Origin of the sequence: Neobacillus drentensis, assembly GCF_036965245.1 — a bacterium.
GTDB classification, from domain to species: domain Bacteria; phylum Bacillota; class Bacilli; order Bacillales; family Cytobacillaceae; genus Neobacillus; species Neobacillus drentensis_G.
Map to the genome: position 1 here is coordinate 26,123 of NZ_JBALPG010000044.1, position 21,600 is coordinate 47,722.

Below are 21,600 nucleotides of genomic sequence, written 5' to 3' on the forward strand. Positions count from 1 at the left end.
CCTACCTTTTATGCCCGCCAACAAGTGTTGCCCGGTGCTTAGCGGTTCCTGCAGCTGTATAAGAAACAGCGCGCAGCAGGGAACCTGAGCCGAAGCGCTTACGGACAGAGTCCACTACATAACCAAGCTCCCGCCTCTTATAAGCACCCATATCAAAAAGATCGAGCTGAAGCTCGCGGTCGTCGACAATATTACTGATTGCAATCGAAATCTGCCGCACCGTCTTTCCAGTGTAATGCTCATGAAATAATTCAAGGCAGACGCGGTAAAGTTCCATCGTCACATTGGTTGGATGCTGGATCGTTCTGGAACGGTGAAAGCCGCCACCAAATTCATCTTGACTATAGCCGACTCCAAGACTAATCGTTCTTCCCGCCTTACGATGCGTCCGTGCTCTTCGGGCGACTTCTTCACACATTTCTAAAATAACAGCCTTAATTTCTGTTTCCTCTTTATAGTCCCTTAAAAGAATTTGGCTTTTTCCAAAGCTAATCTGCCCTTGAATGATTGGTGCCCCTAAATCAGAAAGATCAACTCCCCAAGCATGATAATAAAGCTGGTTTCCCATAATGCCGAATTTCTTTTCCAGCTTTTCTAAATCATAACGAGCCAGCTGACCGACCGTGAAAATGCCCATGCTATTTAATGTTTTTTCGACACGTCTGCCAATTCCCCACATTTCCCGAAGTGGTGACACATTCCAAAGCTTTGTTTGAACATCTTCATACGTCCACTCGACCACTCCTTTTTTCTTGGCATCAAGATCGAGGCAAAGCTTCGAAAGTAACATATTGGGGCCAATTCCAACTGAACATGGAAGCTGAAACTCCCGTTCAATGTCATCCCTTATTTTTTGGGCAATGGTATGAGCATCGCCCCACAAATGAAAGGCCCCATCCACTTTAATAAAACTCTCATCGACACTGTATGTGTGAATCGCTTCCTTCGGCACATAGCGGTTAAAAACACGGGAAATTTCTGTAGAAATACGCAAATATGTCGCCATTTTCGGCTCCTCTATTTGAATACGCGGATCTTCGGGAATCTCAAACAATCGGGAGCCCGTTTTGATGCCAAATTCTTTTTTTAGCCGCGGTGAAGCGGCAAGAACAACACTTCCCTGCCGCTCCTTGTTACCAGCCACTGCTAAATAGCAATTCAAAGGGTCAATTCCGAGTATGACAGCGGCACAGCTTGCATAGAAGCTCTTCATGTCCACGCATAAAATTTTATTTTTCGGTAATGCGCTGTAATCGACCATGACTTTTCCCCCATAGTTAAATTATCGAACGTTAGTTCTTTATTATCATATTCACATTTTATGCGAATATACGTTCGTATTCAATAGGAATTTTTTTACAGTGTTATAATGTGGTGATTGACTGAAAAAACGGTATAATAGTTTTTGAGGTGCATCCCTATGGAGAAAAAGCTGGTTAACAAAATGATCATAAACTGTTTTAAACAGTATTATGAGGCTGATTCCACGCCTCTTGGCGATAAGGATTTGGAGGATCTGACAAATCGAATTTTTCGAATAAAAGAAGAAGAACCGACTGCCGATTTATTTGAGTTAGTAAATGATGCGGTCTATGAGTTTTTAACAAATTAAATCTTTAAAACCCAGAAAAGTGTCCCTATGAAGGGACCATGATAACAATTCTAGAGGTTCCCGAGAATTCCATTATAAAAAACTCATGAGGACAAAACGGTAATAAAACCAAAAATTCTGTCCTCATGAGTAATTTTATTTTTAAGATAATATTTCTCGAATATCCTCTTCAGTTAAAGCAGAGGTCCCCCTCTCCTCAGAATAAATGATCTCTTCAATCAAATGTCTCTTTTTATCCTGCAATTCGCTGATTTTCTCTTCAATGGTACCGCGGGAAATAAGCTTGATAACTTGGACGACGTTTTTCTGGCCGATACGGTGCGCCCGGTCAGCGGCCTGCTCCTCAACCGCAGGATTCCACCATATGTCGTACAAGATAACCGTATCCGCTCCCGTCAAATTAAGACCTGTTCCTCCAGCCTTCAACGAGATTAAGAAGAAGTCACGTTCCCCCTCATTAAAGCGCTGGCAGAGTTCCAATCGTTTTTCAGACGGGGTCCCGCCATTCAAGTAGAAATAAGGAAGTCCCTTCAACGCTAAATTTCTCCCAATCAGCTCAAGCATTTTCGTAAACTGCGAGAAAATCAGCACTTTTCGTCCAGAAAGCCTTGATTCCTCTACGATTCTCAGCAACATTTCAAATTTTGCTGAACTGCCTTGATACCCTTCCACAAATAATGACGGATGACAACAAATCTGCCGCAATCGCGTTAAACCAGCAAGAATTTTTATCCGGTTCTTCCGAATCGTCTCCTTATCAAGACGCTTCAGCGTATCTTCCCGGAGCTTCGCTAAATATGCAGCATACAGTTTCTTTTGTTCCGGAAGCATCTCTGTTGATTCGATGAACTCCAATTTTTCCGGAAGCTCGGAAGCCACATCCTCCTTCATTCTGCGGAGCAAAAAAGGACGGACTCTTCGTGCGATTTTCTTTCTTGTTAGATTGCTGTATTCTTTTAATCCCTTAAATAATTCAGGAAACACTACGTGAAAAATGGACCATAGTTCTTCCGGCGAATTCTCCACCGGTGTACCCGTAAGCGCAAAACGATAATCAGCCTTAAGTCTCTTTACCGCCCGTGCAGTTTGGGTCACCGGGTTCTTAAAGGCTTGGGCCTCATCAAAAAAGACCGAATGAAAAGTTTGTTTCTCATACCATTTGATATCCCGCCGCAGTAATGGATAGGAGGTAATAATCACATCCATTTCCATGACCTCCTTTTGGACACGATATCGTTCTGCCCGATTACCATCCACAACAACAGCCTGAATTTCCGGGGAAAATTTCATCAGTTCGCTTAGCCAGTTATACGATAAAGAGGCAGGACAGACAATCAGAGCCGGCTGCTTCTTTTCGCGAATATCGGATAGCTCAGATAAAATAAAGGTAATGCTTTGCAGTGTTTTACCAAGCCCCATATCATCGGCAAGAATGCCTCCAAACCCGTAATGGGCCAGTGACTTCATCCATTGGTAACCGCGTTTTTGATAGTCACGCAGTACTGGCTCCAGACTTACTGGCACCTTGAACATCAAATTCTCTGGATTACGAAGAGTTTCAAGGAATTGACGAAATGAGTCCTCCACTATGAACACCTGGCTGTCATCAACAGAATCTAGGAGTGGTAGCCCCTGCATGATTGATACGGCGAACCCGTTTTCTAGATTTTTATTCTCCACCGAAATCCCATTTAGGAAACGTTGAATTTCTTCAAACTCCCTTGTCTCCAATGAGAGGAACGATCCGTTCCGCAGACGATAATATTTTCGTTTTTCTTCAAGAGCTATTAAAACCTCTTTGATTTGCTGCTCCGGGATTCCAGCCAATTCAAACTTAAATTCCAGCCAATTCGTCCGTTCTTTTTTCAGCCTCACTCTCAATGCCGGAGGGGTATTTCCTCGAAAAATTCGATTACGTACCGCAGTCGTTGCATAAATTTGCACCAGCTTTTGAAGCTTAGGAACAACATGGTAAAGAAATTCATATTCTAATTCCTCATTATGCAAAAAATAACCGCCATCCGTTTTGGTAAACGAACTTTCCTCGATCAACTGTAGAATTTCCTTCTCCTTCTCTTCATCCCTGATCAACCTAGAGCCTGCGAAATTACTCCGGTCCTCTAAAGGATTGACAACAATATTTTCATAATGAAACTCCAGCCCGGCAAGCAGCCGATTTTTCACCCGATCTAAGTAAAGTTTAGCAATCAGCGGTGTTTTCATAAATTCTCTTGCAAGGGCACCAGATAATTGGACATGACCCAATTTTTTTAAACCCGGAATTACTTTTTCGAAAAAGTGCTGGATTTGCCCTTGAGGAATGAGAATTTGGTTCGTTCCTGAGGTATCCAGCATTTGTTTAAGATCAGCCAAGCGCTGACAATCCTCATTTTTCATTCTGATTATTTTTCCTGCTGATAAAACAGAACCATATAAATCTAAAATAACCATACGAGATAACCCTTTTACCTTTAAACAATAGCTTTTGCCGTCAGCTTCAATAAAATCAAACTGTAAAGGGGGCAGCTCGTCCGTTATGGTTAAACCATCAAATTTATGACCATTAAACTCTAGTTTCACCGATGGTGCCTTGGTTAGCAGAGCTTGCAGCTGTTTCCAAGAAGATGGCGGAATCAGCAGCAATTCCATACTGGTATAATCCGATATATCTGATAGAGTGCTCTGATCATCTTGAACTACCTGAATGAGATGTTGAATCACAGGATCAGTCTCTTTTTGGAAGCAGTGAAGGCTTGGATTGTACAGCAATGAGCTTGAATGACCATGTTTCACGGCCTCTAGAAAACGCCTGATATTTTCTACTTTCATTTGTCCTATGAACAGCTCAATTCCGATCATGCAGGATCCTGTTCCGATCATGACAGGTTTACAGATAAACTCCACATCAAGTACTTTCCTGTTTTCAAAATGAAGCTGATGCCCGCTTGACCGTTTTGACTGATTATTAAAGATGTTCAGCAAACCTACGGCCAGGTTCGACTCGTCGGTTATAGTGTCTGTGTAGAAACCCAGCGGCGTAGTCCCCTTGCGTTGATAGTCGTCAATTGCTAACAAAACCGCAGCAATATGCTGACAATCTTTTTGAAATGAAGCAAGCTGAGGACAACTGCACTTGGATCGAAAGCCATCATGACCTTTCCTTTCAATGACCACATGGAAATCCTCTGCACCCGATACTATTGCTTCACATAGGTCGGAATCATAATGCTCGAATGTCACTTTATTCGTACGGTAAAAAGCCTCCCCTCTTTTGAAGGAGACAGTCCCGCACAATTCTTTAATCATTTTTTGATTTAATCTGATATTCAAATAACTGACTCCTTTCCGAGGACACAATCTACCGTGAAGAATAAATTTTACCCAGGGCGGACGTTATAATCCTTCTCACCCATTCATGCCACTTATTTTGGATTAACCCATTATACCATTTTCAATAGAATAATCTGGCATTCCCATACAAAAAGCTGCCTTGACCAGGCAGCTTTTCCATCTACTTAGAATTAAGTACTCGTTTGCCAATCCGTTCAAATAGCCGTGGAAAAAGAACGTAAACAACGCTCCCCATGCTCATCCAGCGCGGCAGATTAATCTCCCTAGTTTTAGTCAGCATGCTATCTACGACCTTACGGGCAACAAATTCAGGCTGAAGTATGAACCGCTGTACATTTTTTACATATGTGCCTTGTTCATCAGCAATGTTAAAAAAGTTGGTGGCAATTGGCCCAGGGTTCACTGATGTCACTTGCACATTATAATCAGCAAGTTCCATCCTTAGTGAATTCGTGTAACCAAGAACGGCATGCTTCGTAGCAGAATAAACACTTGATTTTGGCGTCGCAATTTTCCCCGCCTGTGAAGCAATATTAATAATATGACCAAAACGCCGGGCACGCATTTTTGGCAAGACCATGCTAGTACAAGCCATCAGTCCTACCACATTCACTTCAAACATCCCTTTAATTTCGTCGATCGAAGCTTCATGGGCCTCACGAAATACCCCAAAACCGGCATTATTCACTAGGATATCAATATCCCCAATTGTTTCAAATATCTGCCGAAAAACTGCCTGCACCTGATCTGTGTTTGACACATCGAGCTTGAAAACATCCACTTTCACCTTATGCTTTTGCTGCAGTTCGGATTGCAGCTGTTCGAGCTTATCGAGACTTCGGGCCAGCAGAATAAGATTCGCACCACTTGCCGCACAAAGCTTGGCGATTTCCGCGCCAATTCCACCGGATGCCCCAGTAATTACAATATTTTTGGCTATTAATTGTTCCCTAATCATTTTAACACCTCATCAGAGTTAAACCCGTTCAACTTAAAGCTTTGCTTGATAGAGAACAGGCTGACTATTACTACTTCTAATTTCCCCGATTGAGGCTAAATAGTCAAGCTGGGCAACTGTTTCTGAGATTGTCAACATCGGCTCACGCTTATAGACAGATGGAAAAAGGCGTTGGCAAATTTCAAACACAGTAAGCTGCTCATCTTTAAGCCAGTTATTGACCATCATTGCCCGTTCATGCTGGCGCGAAAGTCTTCTTTCAATCAGTTCCTCCAACTGATAAACCTCCTCGCCATGCCCCGTGTAAACACATTGAATCGGATAAGCCAACAACTTCCTCATCGAGTCGTTATGCTGCAACTGAGGCTTCGGTCTTTCTTTTTCACCAGGTGCAGGGGGCTCAAGCAATGGATTTGGTGAAATATGAGCGAGAATGAGGTCGCCGCCAATTAAGATTCCGTCCTTTTCCCGGAAAAGCACAATATGACTTTGGGCATGACCTGGTGTTTCAATTACTTGCCAGTCACTCAACCCAGGAGGTCTCATCCCCTCAACGAGTTGTCCAGTCAAGGAGCGATTACACGATGACTTCAGTGTTTTTATTAACTTAGAGATTAATGGGATATATTCCGCAGGCAGTCCGAACTCCCGAAAATTCACTTTAAAAAATTCTTCTTGTTCTTGGAAAAATTCTTTTGTTGGATGAATCCATCGTTCGTTTAGCGGATGACCATATACCTCTACCGAGTCTGGAAAAAAGTCGAGCATCCCCACGTGGTCGGGATGATGATGAGTAAGAACCACCTGTTCAATATCGTTAGGAGTTAAATGTAATTCAGCCATCTGCTCAGTGAGTGAATTCCAGCATTCTTCCGTTTTCACTCCTGCATCAACAAGCGTTAACCGCTCCCCTTTAATCAAATAAGTGTTTACATTACCAACATCAAAAGGCGTTGGCAAAGTAATCTTGGCAATTCCATCTTTCCATTCTGTCATATCAAAAACTCCTTATTATAGCTATATATTAAATCCAAGTAAACATTGACTTATAAATTAAAGTGTAGCGATTTTTCCCTTAATTGTCATTATTTTCGCATAATTTTTTAGAAGTAATAAAAAAACATAATATTTACCTCTTGACAGACAAGCTGTTTTTCAAGGATAATCACTATTAAAATTTAATTCGTTAAAAGCAATGAGTAAGGCTAGTAAATGAGAAATGGCGAAAGAGAGTGAAGTTCGACGGCTGAAAGACTTCACCGCCCTCTTGATCATTGAACCTACCTTATGAGCACTTAGGAAAACCTAACGTAATCCCACGTTATCGGGAGTCGAGTGAACCCTTGTTGCAAGCATTCAGCTAGGGTAAATGAAGGTGGTACCGCGGAAGCTAGACCTTTCGTCCTTTATGGATGAAGGGTCTTTTTGTATTTTTTCGAAAAAAAGGAGGAATATCAATGAGAAAAATCGCAATTATTGGTGCTGGTTCGATGGCTGAAGCGTTTATTTCAGGTATTCTTGAAAATGGTTTAATTGATAGACAAAATGTTTGGGTGACAAATAATTCAAATGAAAAAAGGCTAGAGTGTCTTAAAGAGCGTTATGGCATTCGCAATACCTATGATTTAAATACGCTTTTTGAAGGTACAGATATTGTCATGTTAGCAATGAAACCAAAGGATGCGGACTTAGCAATCGATACTATTCGCGAACACCTGAGCGAGCAGATGCTTGTGGTTTCAGTTTTAGCAGGTGTTTCGATGAATACCATCGAAACATTAGCAAGAAAATCGCTTTCAATTGCAAGGGCGATGCCTAATACCTCTGCTGCGGTCGGAAAATCGGCGACTGCCATTGCAGTAAATGGCCGCGTCTCCGATGATCAACTGGAAACAACAAAGAAACTATTTAGAACCGTGGGTTTAGCCAGGTTTGTCGAGGAAGAACAGCTTGACGCCGTAACAGGACTGTCTGGAAGCGGCCCCGCCTATATTTATTATCTTATCGAGGCAATGGAAAATAGTGCAGTCGAGATTGGCCTCGAAAAGGAAATGGCTAAGGAACTTATTGTGCAAACACTTATCGGTGCAGCAGAAATGGTAAGAAACTCCTCCAAATCATCTGAGCAATTACGTCGGGATGTAACAAGCCCTGGCGGGACAACTGAGGCTGGGATTCGTATTCTGGAGGAAAATGGGGTCCAGCAAGCATTCATTTCTTGTATTCAAGCAGCCACAGCCCAATCGAAAAAGATGGGAAACACCTTATGCTCGCAGCTTACGGTTGGGAAGCCCTCTTAAAGTGAAACTTCCATCAGCGAGGGTTTTGCCTCTACTCCGCTGAAGGCTGGTTAAGCTAATCGGGTTTTTACGGGCAGTTGCTCCCCCCACTTATCCTATCTGTCCCTAGGTCTTGAAGTGGGGATTCTACTGCCATTAATGCGGGATAAAAGTGGTATGTTTGTCCCCCTTTACCTTAAACTAAACATAAGTGGTTAATTTCGATAAAAAGGGCTGGGGAAATGGAAAGCATTCTATTCGTTTTATTCACATTGGGTATTCTTGTTTGGCTTGTTTTTCTTTTAGATGCACTGATTGGTTTACGGAATTTAGACTCCCTTGAAAAAGAACCAGAACTCAATACTGGGCCATTACTGTCTGTAATCGTGGCAGCGCGTAATGAAGAAAAACAAATCAAAACAAGTATCCTAAGTCAGTTAAAGCAAACCTATAAACATGTCGAATGGATCCTCGTCAATGACCGTTCCACAGATGGCACCGGCATAATCATGAACGAATTACTAAAGGAAGACCCAAGAATACAGGTTATTCACATAAATGAATTACCTAAAGGCTGGCTTGGTAAGAATCACGCCCTGTATAAGGGAGCACTTCAAGCTTCAGGGAAATGGATATTGTTTACAGATGCCGATGTAAAATATAAGAAAGAGGCATTCGCTAAAGCTCTGTATTACTTTGAAAAACATCAACTCGACCATTTAACGGCAGCACCCAATTTACACGCAAAACGTTTTTGGCTGAAGTCATTCGTTGCCTTTTTCCTTTTTGGATTTTCCTATTTTAAACGTCCATGGATGGCAAACAATCCAAAATCCAAGATTGGAACCGGAATTGGGGCGTTCAATCTTGTTTCCCAGGAGGCTTATAAAGCTTTTGGCACGCATGAAAAAATTAAAATGAGACCCGATGACGACTTACAGCTGGGGATGAAAATGAAAAGGGCAGGCTTCCGTCAAAGAATTGTCACTGCACTCCACCTAATCGAAGTTGAATGGTATGGAAGCCTGAAAGAGGCGTTTATCGGGCTTGAAAAAAATACATTTGCTGGGTTAAATTATCGTATCAGTATGGTATTCTTTTCAATTTTCGGTGTATTTGTCACGAATGTCCTTCCATTCCTGACCATTTTTTCCGCAAACAAAACGATTGTCCTTCTTAGCTTAGGGAATATTGTGATCAGCGGAATTCTTTACATCGTCATCATTAGGAAAATGACAGTTTTCCCACCGGCCATGTTTCTTGTTTTACCGATTACAGCTTTACTATTTATCTATTCCATTATCCGGGCAAGCTTTCTGACCTTTAAACGCGGAGGGATTGTCTGGCGAGGAACAACCTATCGGTTAAGTGAGCTCCGAGAGAAAGACTAAAAAGCAGAATTTTACATTATTTTTTGGTCATTTGCTATACTAAAAGTGGTTTATTAACGTACAGGAGGGATAGCAAAATGGCAGCAAAATTATTCTCACCCCTTACAATTAAGGGGGTTACGCTAAAAAACAGAATTGTGATGTCACCAATGTGCATGTATTCCAGCCACAACAAAGATGGGCACGTACAGAACTGGCATCGCACTCATTACACAGCAAGAGCAGTTGGTCAGGTCGGTCTTATTATTGTGGAAGCAACTGCGGTAACACCTCTAGGGCGGATCTTACCACAGGATTTAGGAATCTGGAGTGATGAGCATGTTAAAGGCTTTCAGGAGCTTGTTAGTCTAATGAAAGAGCATGGAGCGAAAACGGGGATTCAACTTGCCCATGCCGGCAGGAAAGCCGTTTTAGAAGGCGAAATTGTCGCTCCATCTGCAATCGCCTTTAATGAAAAATCAAAAACACCTAAGGAAATGACAAAATCAGATATTGAAGAAACAGTCGAAGCCTTTAAAAAGGGGGCAGAACGAGCCGCAAAAGCAGGCTTCGATGTCATTGAGCTTCACGGTGCACACGGATATTTGCTTAACGAATTCCTCTCACCCCTTTCTAATAAGAGAAGCGATGAATACGGTGGTTCCGTTGAAAACCGTTATCGGATCCTGCGTGAGGTAATAGATGCCGTTAAAACTGTTTGGAACGGTCCATTATTTGTCAGAATATCTGCCCATGATTACCATGAAGCAGGCTTAACCGCAGAAGATTACATAACATTCGCTGAGTGGATGAAAGAGCAAGGCGTCGATTTAATTGATGTAAGCTCAGGAGCTGTTGTCCCTGCAAATATTAACGTCTATCCAGGCTATCAGGTAAAATATTCGGAAACGATAAAGAATGGCGTTGATATTTTAACAGGTACTGTAGGTTTAATCACTTCTCCGATACAGGCTGAGGAAATTTTACAAAATGATCGAGCGGACTTAGTCTTTTTAGCCCGCGAATTACTGCGCAATCCCTATTGGCCAAGAACAGCTGCCAAAGAACTCGGTGTAAGCATTGAAGCACCAAAACAATACGAGCGCGGCTGGGTATAAAATGACAAAAACGAAAGCACTTGCCATGTTTGTGGTAAGTGCTTTTTATATTACTTGAGTGGGATATTTATTTCTTTAAAATCCTCCGCGATTTCCGTATTCAGAAAAATTTCCTTCGCCTCATCTACTAATTCACACCAAGTATTTCGGTCATAACGAGAACTAATATGGGTCAGACACAACTGCTTACACTCAGCCTGTAAAGCAATATCTGCAGCCTGATGGGTTGTTGAATGGAAATAATCGAACGCAAGCTTTTCTTCCCCTTTTGAGAAGGTTGCTTCATGGATCAAAAGATCGGCATTTTTTGCTAACAACAGTGCGTTTTTACAATATCTGGTATCACCAAGAATTGTGACTATCCGACCTTTTTGGGAAGGCCCGAGAAACTCACCTGGCTCAATTACCCGGCCATCATCAAGATTGACGGTTTCACCATTTTTGATTTTCCGAAAAATGGGCCCTGGCTGTACTCCTGCCTCCTTCAGCTTATCGGCAAGCAATGTACCTGGCCGGTCCTTTTCTATAATTCGATAGCCGTAAGAAGGAATCCCGTGTTCAAGTATGCGTGCTTCGACTGTAAACTGTTCATCTTCAAAAATAATGCCCTCAGTAATTTCGATCACCGTTAACGGATATTTTAAATAAGTCTGGCTTAGGGAAAGACTTACTTGAATATATTCTTTAATCCCTTTGGGCCCGTACACTGTTACCTCTGATTCCCCGCCTTGAAAAGAACGGCTCGATAACAAACCAGGCAGACCATAAATATGATCACCGTGAAGGTGGGTTATGAAAATTTTTTCAATCCTACGCGGTTTGATTGATGTATGTAAAATTTGATGCTGGGTAGCCTCACCGGCATCAAATAACCAAACAGCCCCCCGCTCTTCCAGTAATTTAAGTGCAATCGATGTCACATTGCGAAGCTTGGCTGGCATTCCTGCTCCTGTGCCTAAGAAAAAAACATCCACAATCAAAGCTCCTCTCTTTTCCGTACCATTATTCAATAGTGATAATATATCACAAACTCCCTAAAAATGCTCTTCGATCTAAATCTAGAAAAAAGAATCACCTATAAATGTTTACATGCAAAACAATATATTTGCGAAACCTAAACGAAACAGCTAAATTTAATAATTGATAAAACTATTACATAAGCATCAGGCTTTTAGAAGAGAGGGTTCAAAACGTGGAGCAAAACATGACTTCATTAATTATGATTTTTGGAGCAACAGGTGATTTAGCAAAACGGAAGTTATTTCCTTCCCTTTACCGATTATTTTCGCGAAATAAATTAGATAAGTTTGCGGTAATTGGTGTTGCAAGAAGAACTTTAACGAATGAAGAGTTCCAACAATCAGTAAAAGAATCGGTCGAATCCGCTTTAGGGAAGAAGGATAATCTTGATGAATTTATCTCCCATTTTTACTATCAATCACATGATGTGGCGGATTCAAACTCATATGTACAATTAAGAACATTTGCCGATCAGATTGATGAAAATTATCACCTTGAGGGGAACCGCATCTTTTATCTCGCAATGGCACCGGAATTTTTCGGCCCGATCGCCTTACATCTAAAATCTGATGGGTTAACAGATGTGAAAGGCTATAAGAGGCTTGTGATTGAAAAACCATTCGGACACGACCTAGAATCTGCCAAAGAATTAAACAAGCAAATTAGAAGTGCTTTTTCCGAAAAAGAGATCTACAGGATTGATCACTATTTAGGAAAAGAAATGGTTCGAAACATTGAAGTCATCCGTTTTGCCAATGCTATTTTTGAACCGCTTTGGAACAACCGGTATATCTCTAATATCCAAATTACCTCGAGTGAAACCCTAGGTGTTGAAGAACGAGGACGATATTACGAAACAAGCGGGGCACTAAGGGATATGCTGCAAAACCATATGCTGCAAATGGTAGCATTGCTGGCAATGGAGCCGCCAATTAACCTAACAACGGATGAAATCCGTTCCGAGAAGGTAAGAGTATTTAGAGCGCTTCGAACTATCGAAGGTGATAAAGTGAATGACTATTTTGTCCGGGGACAGTATGCTGAGGGCACAATTGAGGATAAGCAGGTTCCAAAATACCGTGATGAAGCAATGGTGGACAACGAGTCGAATACCGAAACCTTTGTTGCCGGCAAAATCATGATTGATAATTTCCGCTGGGCCGGTGTTCCTTTTTATATTCGTACTGGCAAAAGAATGTCCGCGAAATCAACGAAAATTGTGATTCAGTTTAAGGATATTCCAATGAATTTATATTATCAGCCTGAAAAGATGCTGAATCCAAACCTACTCGTGATCCATATCCAACCCGAGGAAGGGATTACCCTCCATCTTAATGCTAAGAAAGCAGGCGGGCACTTGGATGCTCAAGAGGTGAAACTTAGCTTCGCCAATACGGGGGTTCATGCCATGAATACTCCCGAAGGCTATGAGAAACTTCTTTACGATTGCATGCGCGGTGATGCCACCAATTTCACTCATTGGGATGAAGTGGCCTATTCCTGGGCTTTTGTTGATAAAATCTCGGCTGTTTGGGAAAAAACAAAAGCAGAATTTCCTAATTACGAGTCCGGATCAATGGGTCCTAAGGAAGCGGATGAACTCTTAGAAAAAGACGGCCGCTTTTGGTGGCCTGTATCAGATTTAGAAGTAGATATTTGTAAGTAAGCAGCAAAAGCTCCACTTTGTTAAGCTGGCAAAGTGGAGCTTTTTAGTCCTTATCTTTCTTTTTATCAGGGTAAGAGCGCAAAAAATCTTTATTAAAGCTCGTCCCGGTTCCTATTTTATGAGCGGGATCTACATTATGTGATCCTGCATTTTCAATAATATTTTTTCCATACTTATCACGTAGACTGGAAAGGGTTTTAAACAGCGGTTCTTTTTTGGCATCCTTTTCATAAGAAAACAAATCTAACTGTTTGTAAGCATGATCATGGTCAACTAATTCATTCCCGGTAATCCCCAACAACCGAACGGAATCCCCATTCCAGGATTTAAGAAAAAGCTGTTTAGCAAACTCCGAAATGTCCTCTTTTTGATGAATAGGATTCGAAAGTTTCTTGCTTCTAGTAATTGTCCTCCGATCTTTATATCGAATTGTTATAGACAATGCAGATGCAAGGACATTTTTTCGCTTCAATCTGACAGAAACGGTTTCCGCCAAGGACTCCAGTACATGAAAAAGCTCTTGTTGATTACTAATGTCTCTAGGCAAGGTTGTGGAATTGCCAATACTTTTAAACTCTTCAATTGATTCCGGGTCAACTGGACGGTGATCGATGCCATTTGCCCTCTCTTTTATCCGAAGCCCATTAATACCAAGAAGTGATTTAAGTTGAATTTCATTACCTTTTGCTAAATCGCCTATCGTGTAAATGCCAATCGTTGTCAGCTTTTCAGCTGTCTTTTTTCCAACCCCATGCATTTCATTCGTATTCAATGGCCAAAGAACCTTAGGTATTTCGCGCTTACGAAGGATCGTAATCCCCATTGGCTTCTTCATATCAGAAGCCATTTTTGCTAAAAATTTATTTGGGGCAATGCCAATGCTGCAAGGTAAGTCGAGCTGTTCAAATACTCGTTTTTGAATACTTTCAGCGATTTCGATAGGGCTGCCAAATTCAAAACTTTCCGTAATATCCATATAGCCCTCATCAATCGAAACAGGTTCAACGAGAGTAGTATATTGCCTAAGAATATCGAACATTCCCATCGATGCGGCCCGGTAACGGTCAAAATTTGGTGTCCTAATAATTAGTTGTGGACAAAGCCTTTTCGCTTCCCACAGCGGCATTGTTGTTTTGACGCCAAACTTCCTTGCTTCATAGCTGCAAGTAACAATAATCCCTCTCCGCTCCTCAACGTTCCCGGCAATCGCCAGCGGTTTGCCCTTAAGTGTCGGATCATAGGCCATTTCAACCGAGGCATAAAAGCTATTCATATCCACATGTAAAATGACCCGTCCGTTCTTAGGATACATTTCCTTCACACCGAACACACCCTTAAAACATTTATTCCCCTTAAGTATAAAGAATACTTGCCGATTGGCAAGCCGTTAGGCGCAGACAGAGGCATAGTTGCACTTATACCTGAAAGGAAAGTTATACTTTCCTTTCGGTAAAGAAAACTCGCCGATTGGCGAGCCCCTAAGGGCGAAGACAGAGGCGTAGTTGCACTTATACTTTCTTATTAGCCTAGCAAAAAGGAGAACCAATGGCTCTCCTTCGCTTTGATACAATTATTAATTTGTCACTTCGTCGATAATCGCAATCGTCATTTCTGCGAGTTTATATAATTCTTCAATCGGCATACGCTCGTTAGTGGTATGGATTTCTTCATAGCCAACTGCAAGGTTTACAGTTGGTATGTTAAAACCATTAAATACGTTGGCGTCACTGCCGCCGCCGCTATGCTGCAGTTCACAGCTGCGTCCAATTTTAGCAGCTGCTTTGCGGGCAATTTCAACTACCTGGTCGCCCTCGCCAAATTTAAAGCCTGGATACATAATTTCTATATCAACTTCTGCACTGCCACCCATTTCTGAAGCAACTGTTTCAAATGCTTCTTTCATTTTGCTTACCTGTGCTTCCATTTTTTCAGGAATAAGCGAACGCGCTTCTGCTAAAATATCAACGCGGTCGCAAACGATATTCGTTGCTTGCCCACCTTCAAAACGACCAATATTTGCAGTCGTTTCATGGTCAATTCTTCCGAGCGGCATCCTTGCAATCGATTTTGCTGCAATCGTAATCGCAGACACTCCTTTTTCTGGAGCGACACCAGCATGAGCAGTTTTGCCGTAAATAACAGCTTTTACTTTTGCTTGCGTTGGGGCTGCGACAACCACGTTCCCAACTAATCCATCACTGTCAAGGGCATAACCATATTTCGCTTTAAGCAATGATGGATCTATCGCTTTCGCACCATGTAGACCGGATTCTTCGCCGACTGAAATCACAAATTGAATTAAGCCATGCGGCAGATTTTGTTCTTTCAAGATACGGATCGTTTCAAGCATAACGGAAATACCTGTTTTATCATCGGCACCTAAGATGGTGGTGCCATCGGTAACGACGTAACCATCTTTAATTGATGGCTTTACACCTTTCGCCGGTGTCACGGTATCCATGTGGCAGGAAAAATAAATTGGGTCGACGCCCTCTTTTGTTGCTGCAAGCGTGCAAAATAGGTTTCCTGCACCATGTCCTGTTACAGCGGTTGTATCATCTTCAAAAACATCAAGACCTAAATCAGTAAATTTTTGTTTTAATACCTTGGCAATCTCAGTCTCATATTTCGTTTCTGAGTCAATTTGCACAAGTTCTAAAAATTCATTCAAAAGACGTTCTTGATTCACCATTATTATTGATCCTCCAATTTATGTACTCACTTTTGTCCAGCTCCAGCACCCAGCGGCGTGAGATCGGCCCTCTCCTCATTCCGATAAGTCAACAACGACTAGCTTACTTTCATCTTGTTTACTTTATCTCATATGGAGCGGTCCAATCCATATGTCGCTAAACAGTTGCTTACACTTTTCTTATATCAGTATACCTCTTTCATATTCATATCATCAAATGAAAGAAATAGTGAATCAAATTAAAGTGGAATATTACCATGTTTTTTATATGGTCTCGATTCTTTTTTATTCCGCAGCATTTCCAACGCTTGAATAATTTTTATTCTTGTTTCCCGAGGATCGATGACATCATCGACCATCCCTCTGCTTGCTGCTACATACGGATTAGCAAACTTTTGCCGGTATTCATCAATTTTTTGTTGTCTTATCATTTCAGGATTTTCGCTATTAGTAATCTCTTTGGCAAAAATTATATTGGCAGCCCCTTGCGGCCCCATGACGGCAATTTCCGCATTTGGCCAGGCAAATACCAAATCAGCACCAATGGACTTACTATTTAACGCCACATAGGCACCTCCATAAGCCTTTCTTAAAATCACCGTCAGCTTCGGTACTGTTGCTTCTGAATAAGCAAATAAAATCTTCGCCCCATGGCGGATGATTCCCCCATGCTCCTGCTTAACCCCCGGGAAGAAACCGGTTACATCTTCAAACGTAATGATTGGGATATTAAAAGAATCGCAGGTGCGGATAAATCGAGCCGCTTTATCTGATGAATCAATATCCAAGCCTCCAGCCATCACCTTCGGCTGATTGCAGACTAATCCAACTGTTTCACCTTTAATTCTCGCAAATCCGACAACAATATTTTTAGCAAAATTCTTTTGAATTTCCATAAAGGAGTCGGCATCTGTAACTTGTTCAATCACTTTACGGACATCATAAGGCCTTACAGCATCAAAAGGGATCACATCCGTTAAATCAGGACGATAATCGTAATCGTCCTCCACCTCAACTGTAGGTGGCTTTTCTTCATTATTTTGCGGAAGATAGCTTAAAAGCCTGCGGACATTTTCTAGAACCTCAGCTTCAGATTCAGCTTGAAAATGGGCATTTCCACTGATGGAGTTATGAACATTCGCACCGCCAAGGTCTTCTGCAGAAATTTTTTCCCCGGTTACCGTTTCAATAACTTTCGGGCCGGTAATAAACATTTGGCTCGTTTTTTCAACCATGAATACAAAATCGGTAATTGCCGGTGAATAGACGGCGCCGCCGGCACAGGGCCCCATAATGACAGAGATTTGTGGAATTACACCAGAATAAATGGCGTTCCGATAAAAAATATGCCCATAGCCATCAAGCGAAACAACCCCTTCTTGAATCCGTGCTCCGCCGGAGTCATTTAGACCAACAAATGGCGTACCATTTTTAGCTGCTAAATCCATGACATTCGCTATTTTTTTCGCATGCATTTCCCCTAGTGCACCACCAAAAACAGTAAAGTCTTGTGAGAATAGATAAATGGGCCTTCCATTTACTTTTCCGAATCCTGTCACAACCCCGTCGCCAGGTCCTTTTTGTCCATCAAGACCAAAATCATTCGTGCGGTGTTCAATGAACGGATTCAATTCGACAAACGTGCCCTTATCTACTAACATTTCAATTCTTTCTCTTGCTGTCAATTTTCCTTTATCATGCTGTTTCTCGATTCGCTCGTCACCGCCACCAAGCTCGACTTCTCTGCGCTTATCATATAATTCATTTATTTTTTCATAGATATCTAGCATGTTACCCCTTCATCCCTTTCTTTTCACAAAGCTCGAATAATACCCCTGATGCTGATTTTGGATGCATGAAGGCAATATTTGCTCCTCCTGCACCGGGTCTAGGCGCCTCATCAATCATGCGAATCCCTTTTTCTTTTATTTCGGTAATCCTTTCTTTAATTGATGTAACACCAAGTGCCACATGATGGATCCCCTCACCACGCTTTTCGATAAAAGTAGCAATTGAACTTTCCACTGATGTCGGCTCAAGCAGCTCAAGTTTCGTTTCACCTGCTTGCAAAAATGCGACCTTGACCTTTTGACTTTCAACCTCTTCAATGCCTAACAAAGACAACTTCAACACCTCAGTATAAAAAGGTAATGTTTCATCAAGAGACTTCACAGCAATTCCGATATGATCGACCTTTTTAATCATGTTTACCCCTCTGTTTCACTATTAAAATTAATTCGACAATTATTGTATTCGGTAAAAAATTCATAAATCCTTCCCAAATTGCTAAGTAGTTCCGTTGTCCATTTGGACTTTTCCCTGTACAATATAAATAAAACCTAAATGTTTGGGAGGTTCTATATTTGAAAAATAAGAAAACAAGAAAATTTATTGTTTATTTAATGCTTTTCGCCATGCTTGCCTCAACTCTCCTAATTGGAATTGGTTCATTTCTTTCCTAAACATATATGAAGGGACTGTTCGTATCGAACAGCCCCTTTCCTTTTTTTTAGAATTTATTTTACTGGACTTTGAGAAATTTGCATCAAACAAATAAAGACTATTCCTCGAGTTAATGAAAAAAGATGATCATCAAGACCATCTTTTAGAAATTTTATAGCATTTTTTGTAAGAAATCCTGGGCACGCTGGCTCTTTGGATTAGCAAAGAATTCTTTTGGTGATGCATCTTCAACGAGCACCCCTCCATCAAGGAACAAAACCCTGTCAGCTACTTCTCTTGCAAAACCCATTTCATGTGTCACGATTGCCATCGTCATCCCTGTATGGGCCAGTGATTTCATTACCTCTAAAACCTCTTTTACCATTTCCGGATCAAGAGCGGACGTTGGTTCATCGAAAAGCATAACCTCCGGCTCCATCGCTAATGCTCGGGCAATAGCCACCCGCTGTTTTTGTCCACCAGACAATCTTGTTGGGTATTCATTCGCTTTTTCAGATAGCCCTACTTTTTCTAATAATTCGTAGGCAATCTTTTCAGCTTGATCCTTTGACAACCCTTTTACCTTCATAGGTGCATAAGTAAGGTTTTGCAAAACGGTTTTATGCGGAAACAAATGAAAGTGTTGAAAAACCATGCCGACATTTTGCCGTACCTTCATGATATTTGTTGTTTTATCAGTTACATCTTGATTGCCAATCCAAATTTTCCCGTTTGATGGTTCTTCGAGTAGGTTCATACAGCGGAGGAAAGTAGATTTCCCTGAGCCTGAAGGGCCAATTATTGCTACGACTTCACCCGTATTGATAGAGGTTGATATTCCCTTTAAAACTTCAAGTTTTCCATAGCTTTTATACAAATTCTCGATCTTAATCACTGCGTCTCATCCTCCCCTCAAGCGCTTTTCCTAAGAAGGTCAAGGTAATCACCATTAAATAATAGATTAAGCCGGCAATTAATAATGGTTCAAAAAACGAGTAATTTTCCGCTCCCACTTGATATGACCGGCGCATAATGTCCATAACCCCAATCGTTGTAACAATTGCTGATTCTTTTGTTAAGGAAATGAATTCATTCATCAAGGCTGGGAGAATATTTTTAAGTGCCTGCGGCAGGATGATATCCCACATCATTTTTCCATAGGGCACCCCTAACGCCATTGCTGCTTCTTGCTGTCCTTTATCAACGGCAAGAATTCCTGCACGAATAATTTCGGAAATATAGGCCCCAGAATTAAGTGCAAACGATAATATGGCTGCTGTATATGGTTCAATTTGATAGCCAATAACCTGCGGCGATCCATAATAAATTAACATTAATTGCAAAACTAACGGTGTCCCGCGAAAAATCGAGGTATACACATTTGCAACCCAGTTAAGAATTTTTATTGAGCTAATTTTAAATAATGATAAAATAATTCCAAGTACAAACCCCAATACCCCGGCTAAAAGCACAATTTGAAGGGTTACTAAAATCCCTTTTAAAATATATGGCATGGAGGGAATGAATGGAGTAAAATCTAAGTTCATTCATCATCCGTCCTCTCTTAATAAAAATGGTAAAGACGTTCAGAATCGAACGTCTTTAATGAATCAAGGATTATTGTTCCCCGCCGAACCACTTTACAACCAATTTTTGCAGTTCGCCGTTTTCTTTCATTTTCTTTAATTCTTTGTTAAACTTCGCTGTTAAATCACTATTTTTCGGAAACGCAATCGCAGAACCAGCTTCTTTTGGATCATCACTAATAGTAAAGCCCGCAAAATCTTTTTCTTTTTCAAGATAGCCCTTTGCAACAGTGTCCTCAATGATAGCAGCATCCAAACGGCCTGATTTAATTTCTTGGATTAGATCCGGAATACGGTTACGGTTTTCAATTTTAATTGGAACTTGTTTATTGATTTCCTCTGCTTTTCCTTCTTGAATTGAACCAAGCTGTACTCCAACTGTTTTACCTTTTAAATCCTCAATTGTTTCAATACCACTGTCTTTTTTAGAAATAACCAAGTGCTGGGCTGTATAATAAATGTCACTGAAATCAACGTTTTTCTTTCTTTTTTCTGTTGGTGTCATTCCCGCTAAGACAATATCTGCTTGTCCTGATTTAAGCGATTGAACTAAACCGCTAAAGTCCATATCTTTGACTTTTACTTCATAACCAAGATTTTTCGCAATTGCTTTTGCCAGGTCAACATCAAAACCAACGATTTCATCACTTTTTCCAGTTTCAACATATTCAAATGGAGGATAGTCGGCAGACGTTGCCATCACTAATTCCTTCTTATCTCCGCTTTTCTTACTTGCTTTCTCACTTGTTCCACAAGCTGCAAGTAAACCTACTGACATCATCATGGTTAATAATAAAATAATTGCCTTTTTCATATGTTTTCCCCCTATAATTTATCTGAAAATTAAAACATTATTATTTACCTTAGATATTATAATTTTCAAGATTAATAGTTTGTTTTATTAATAATTATTCAATGTAATGTATTTTAACACAAAGTAATAATTATGCAAATATATTTTTAAAAATTCGTTTATGCTTTTTACAGTAACTTTTTTCCATTAAAAAAAGGACCAATCTCCATTTAGGAAATTGGTCCTTTCGATGTCATGTTAAAATTCTTCACAGTATTCATCAAATTCTTTTTGTAATCTTGAAACGACTGTTGCAGGATCGAAGCCTTCGATTTGATGTCTTTCGACCATTGAGCAGATCTTTCCGTCCTTCAATAGTGCAAAAGACGGAGAGGATGGCGGATAGCCGGTGAAATAGCTCCGTGCTGTTTCAGTTGCTTCTTTATCCTGCCCGGCAAAAACGGTAACCAAGTGATCAGGACGTTTATCATAATGAACTGCATGTGCTGCTGCAGGTCTTGCCACACCACCAGCGCATCCACAAACGGAATTGATCATGACTAAAGTTGTTCCCTTTTGTGATAACGCCTCTTCAACATCCTTAGTTGTTTTAAGTTCTTTATACCCAGCTGCCACGATTTCTTGACGTGCCTGGTTAACCACATCATTCATGAAAAGGTTAAAATCCATGCTCATAAAAAAATCACTCCTTT

Annotated in this window: 19 protein-coding genes; 6 read left to right on the top strand and 13 right to left on the bottom strand. The window is 41.0% G+C overall.

Going from position 1 to position 21,600, the window contains the following annotated elements:
- Position 1: 1 nt before the first annotated feature.
- The gene (locus V7150_RS11055) at positions 2-1,261 is read right to left on the bottom strand and encodes a DinB/UmuC family translesion DNA polymerase (protein ID WP_335517603.1); all 1,260 of its coding nucleotides are present in this window, start codon (positions 1,259-1,261) and stop codon (positions 2-4) included.
- Positions 1,262-1,420: 159 nt separating this feature from the next.
- On the opposite strand from V7150_RS11055, the gene V7150_RS11060 reads away from it, so the two are divergent.
- A complete protein-coding gene (locus tag V7150_RS11060) occupies positions 1,421-1,612 on the top strand; it encodes a YqzH family protein (protein WP_335517606.1) in 192 nt (63 codons plus the stop codon).
- A gap of 141 nt (positions 1,613-1,753) precedes the next feature.
- Here the strand turns inward: V7150_RS11060 and V7150_RS11065 are convergent, their stop codons facing one another.
- The 3 genes from V7150_RS11065 to V7150_RS11075 all read right to left on the bottom strand — a co-directional run bounded on the left by V7150_RS11065 (position 1,754) and on the right by V7150_RS11075 (position 6,917).
- Positions 1,754-4,942 carry a DEAD/DEAH box helicase gene (locus V7150_RS11065; RefSeq protein WP_335517609.1) on the bottom strand — a complete coding sequence of 1,063 codons (3,189 nt, stop codon included), beginning with the start codon at positions 4,940-4,942 and terminating at the stop codon, positions 1,754-1,756.
- Positions 4,943-5,123: 181 nt separating this feature from the next.
- The gene (locus V7150_RS11070; protein ID WP_335517611.1) at positions 5,124-5,921 is read right to left on the bottom strand and encodes an SDR family NAD(P)-dependent oxidoreductase; all 798 of its coding nucleotides are present in this window, start codon (positions 5,919-5,921) and stop codon (positions 5,124-5,126) included.
- 33 nt (positions 5,922-5,954) lie between these two features.
- Positions 5,955-6,917: an MBL fold metallo-hydrolase gene (locus V7150_RS11075; RefSeq protein ID WP_335517614.1), complete on the bottom strand. Its 963-nt coding sequence runs from the start codon at positions 6,915-6,917 to the stop codon at positions 5,955-5,957.
- Between the two features lie 461 nt (positions 6,918-7,378).
- On the opposite strand from V7150_RS11075, the gene proC reads away from it, so the two are divergent.
- The 3 genes from proC (at position 7,379) to namA (ending at position 10,688) form a co-directional block, all read left to right on the top strand.
- Positions 7,379-8,221 carry a pyrroline-5-carboxylate reductase gene (gene proC / locus V7150_RS11080; RefSeq protein WP_335517617.1) on the top strand — a complete coding sequence of 281 codons (843 nt, stop codon included), beginning with the start codon at positions 7,379-7,381 and terminating at the stop codon, positions 8,219-8,221.
- Between the two features lie 221 nt (positions 8,222-8,442).
- Entirely contained in the window at positions 8,443-9,591 is a 1,149-nt protein-coding gene (locus tag V7150_RS11085) for a glycosyltransferase (protein ID WP_335517619.1), read from the top strand.
- A gap of 77 nt (positions 9,592-9,668) precedes the next feature.
- Positions 9,669-10,688, top strand: coding sequence for an NADPH dehydrogenase NamA (namA, locus tag V7150_RS11090; protein ID WP_335517622.1), 1,020 nt, complete (start codon positions 9,669-9,671; stop codon positions 10,686-10,688).
- Between the two features lie 50 nt (positions 10,689-10,738).
- Here the strand turns inward: namA and rnz are convergent, their stop codons facing one another.
- On the bottom strand, positions 10,739-11,662 hold the full coding sequence (gene rnz, locus V7150_RS11095; protein WP_335517825.1) for a ribonuclease Z: 924 nt from the start codon (positions 11,660-11,662) through the stop codon (positions 10,739-10,741).
- A 230-nt stretch (positions 11,663-11,892) separates the two neighbouring features.
- On the opposite strand from rnz, the gene zwf reads away from it, so the two are divergent.
- Positions 11,893-13,374: a glucose-6-phosphate dehydrogenase gene (zwf, locus tag V7150_RS11100; protein ID WP_335517625.1), complete on the top strand. Its 1,482-nt coding sequence runs from the start codon at positions 11,893-11,895 to the stop codon at positions 13,372-13,374.
- A gap of 43 nt (positions 13,375-13,417) precedes the next feature.
- Here the strand turns inward: zwf and V7150_RS11105 are convergent, their stop codons facing one another.
- From V7150_RS11105 to mce, 4 genes are all read right to left on the bottom strand, one after another.
- Positions 13,418-14,695 carry a DNA polymerase IV gene (locus V7150_RS11105; protein WP_335517627.1) on the bottom strand — a complete coding sequence of 426 codons (1,278 nt, stop codon included), beginning with the start codon at positions 14,693-14,695 and terminating at the stop codon, positions 13,418-13,420.
- A gap of 252 nt (positions 14,696-14,947) precedes the next feature.
- On the bottom strand, positions 14,948-16,066 hold the full coding sequence (locus V7150_RS11110; RefSeq protein ID WP_335517629.1) for a tripeptidase T: 1,119 nt from the start codon (positions 16,064-16,066) through the stop codon (positions 14,948-14,950).
- A 239-nt stretch (positions 16,067-16,305) separates the two neighbouring features.
- Positions 16,306-17,856, bottom strand: a complete 1,551-nt coding sequence (locus V7150_RS11115) for an acyl-CoA carboxylase subunit beta (RefSeq protein ID WP_335517632.1) — start codon at positions 17,854-17,856, stop codon at positions 16,306-16,308.
- Between the two features lies 1 nt (position 17,857).
- Positions 17,858-18,271 carry a methylmalonyl-CoA epimerase gene (gene mce / locus V7150_RS11120; RefSeq protein WP_335517635.1) on the bottom strand — a complete coding sequence of 138 codons (414 nt, stop codon included), beginning with the start codon at positions 18,269-18,271 and terminating at the stop codon, positions 17,858-17,860.
- 158 nt (positions 18,272-18,429) lie between these two features.
- Here mce and prli42 point away from each other — a divergent pair, with 158 nt between their 5' ends.
- Positions 18,430-18,528, top strand: coding sequence for a stressosome-associated protein Prli42 (gene prli42 / locus V7150_RS11125; RefSeq protein WP_283919326.1), 99 nt, complete (start codon positions 18,430-18,432; stop codon positions 18,526-18,528).
- A gap of 152 nt (positions 18,529-18,680) precedes the next feature.
- Here the strand turns inward: prli42 and V7150_RS11130 are convergent, their stop codons facing one another.
- The 4 genes from V7150_RS11130 to V7150_RS11145 form a co-directional block, all read right to left on the bottom strand.
- Positions 18,681-19,403: an amino acid ABC transporter ATP-binding protein gene (locus V7150_RS11130; RefSeq protein WP_335517638.1), complete on the bottom strand. Its 723-nt coding sequence runs from the start codon at positions 19,401-19,403 to the stop codon at positions 18,681-18,683.
- Positions 19,396-20,055 (bottom strand): amino acid ABC transporter permease, encoded by a 660-nt coding sequence (locus V7150_RS11135; RefSeq protein WP_335517642.1) that lies wholly within the window; start codon positions 20,053-20,055, stop codon positions 19,396-19,398. The genes V7150_RS11130 and V7150_RS11135 overlap by 8 nt, the downstream gene beginning before the upstream one ends.
- Positions 20,056-20,125: 70 nt before the next feature.
- The gene (locus V7150_RS11140; protein WP_335517645.1) at positions 20,126-20,908 is read right to left on the bottom strand and encodes a transporter substrate-binding domain-containing protein; all 783 of its coding nucleotides are present in this window, start codon (positions 20,906-20,908) and stop codon (positions 20,126-20,128) included.
- A gap of 237 nt (positions 20,909-21,145) precedes the next feature.
- The gene (locus V7150_RS11145; RefSeq protein ID WP_283919330.1) at positions 21,146-21,583 is read right to left on the bottom strand and encodes a BrxA/BrxB family bacilliredoxin; all 438 of its coding nucleotides are present in this window, start codon (positions 21,581-21,583) and stop codon (positions 21,146-21,148) included.
- Between the last annotated feature and the right edge of the window lie 17 nt (positions 21,584-21,600).